Annotated in this window: 1 protein-coding gene and 1 pseudogene; both read right to left on the bottom strand. The window is 51.3% G+C overall.

Annotation, left to right across the window (positions count from 1 at the left end; translation table 11 throughout):
• Positions 1-1,565 (bottom strand): diacylglycerol kinase family protein (locus R7Q46_RS24775; RefSeq protein WP_318077874.1); only part of this gene is annotated, 1,565 nt, incomplete at its 3' end.
• A gap of 34 nt (positions 1,566-1,599) precedes the next feature.
• Positions 1,600-1,720: pseudogene (locus tag R7Q46_RS24770) on the bottom strand (hemerythrin domain-containing protein); the annotation flags it as partial.

The following is a 1,720-nucleotide window of genomic DNA, read 5'->3' as shown; positions in this document are numbered from 1 at the left end:
CCGTCGATGACGTAGTCAATCGGCTTATCCGCAGTAATCGTTACCCCTGTCGCGCTCGCGTACTGAAACAGATTCGACTCATCCTGCGCACCGACGCTGGTTAATGTTAGATCCGACAACGCCACTAGGCGCCCACCCAGCGACTGAGTGTTATCAAGGTAGGTAATGTGCAGTTTCCCATCATCTGGCTGCGGCGCGCCGCCACCTTGCGCTAACACGGTACTGAAGGGCGCGATGTTTGCCACGACGAAGCTGTGCACGTCCATCTCCTGACTCTCCCATCCTTGTTCACTCGCCGCTTGCCCTTCGAGGGTTACTTGCAGAGTTTGCACCTCTTCGGAAATCACAGCGTTAAAAAAGCCCGTTAAATACGCCAGTTGCCCAAAAGCATTTTTCTCTTCACGATGCGCGTGTTCAATCATCTTCTGTTCCAAGCCAATACCCAGCACCAACAGAATCAAACGCTGATTACATTCTGCGGTGTCTATGCGTTGGCAATGACCTGCGAGAATGGCTTCACACGCTTTTTCCACCGGTGCTAACTTCACGCCGATACCATACAGCACGTGGCACAGCGCATTCGCCGTCCCCAACGGTATGATGCCGAGCTTGATGTCCGTGCCGACCAATTGGCTCGCCACTTCAGTCACCGTGCCATCGCCACCAGAGACAATCACCTGATTCACACCACTTTGTTTAGCTTGCAGTGCGAGGCTTTCTGCACTGGTGGTTTCGTCCGTTTGGCGAATGCTGAGACGATATTTTTTGGTCAACTCACGAATCACATGTTGTTCGTATTGCAGCCATTTCCCACCGCCCGCGACAGGGTTCACCACCATCCAGGTCGGCTCATCGAGTGTTAGCACGCCTTTCTCACTGATCGCCCGCAGAGTTTTGATCTGCAGATTATTGAGCCTTGCAGTACTGCGCACGCGGTTAATTTTCCGCATCACCGATTCCACCGAGAGCGATGGGTCTTTACTCAGTAAATAAGCCGCCACCACAAACACCGAACGGCCACGCCCAAGTGCGCAATGCACAACCACAGAGCGCCCGCAGGCGATTTGGGTATCAATCCAATTAATCGCATGACGTAAACGCTCCAAGGTCGGCGCTTTATGATCCAGCACGGGAATAGAAAGGTAGTTGAATTGCTTGTCAGTCATGGCGCTTTCTAAACCTGCGAACTCCGCCGTAACATCAACAATGCAGGAAATGTCGTGAGAGTCGAGAAACGCCAAATCGCTCGGGAACAAGCGCCGAGAAAGATAAAGATTGTCGCTGACTTGCTGAATGGGAGGGACAGTATCGCGCCGTCTCTCCCAGGCGTTGTAGGCTTTCGCCCCGAGCAAGAAAGGAATGAATGCCCATCGAATCCACCAGACAATTTTTCCGTCTTGGCTTTTTCTAAAGATGGACGGGAAATCAAATAAATAAGCCGCACTGACTAACGCTAAGGAAAGCGAAACCCAAAGCAGCAGTAAACTCACTACGATTTGAGGTATGTAGATAGCAGCGAGCAACGCAACCAGCGCGCCAAGTAGATAATATTTGACGATGAACATTCGACCTCCTTAATCCTTAGCGATGGGATAACGCTTAGCTGGCCATCTCTTCGATATAGTCATTGGCCAACTGCTGTTTTTGTTTATCGGACATCACCTTGCCTGCCATTTGGAAAAAGCGTTGCTCTTCCTCTTCCAGATGGTGCAGTACCTTG

This window comes from Vibrio sp. 811, assembly GCF_033339195.1.
Note: the sequence above shows the minus strand (reverse complement) of the source record. Positions and strands in the feature narration are given on the sequence as shown.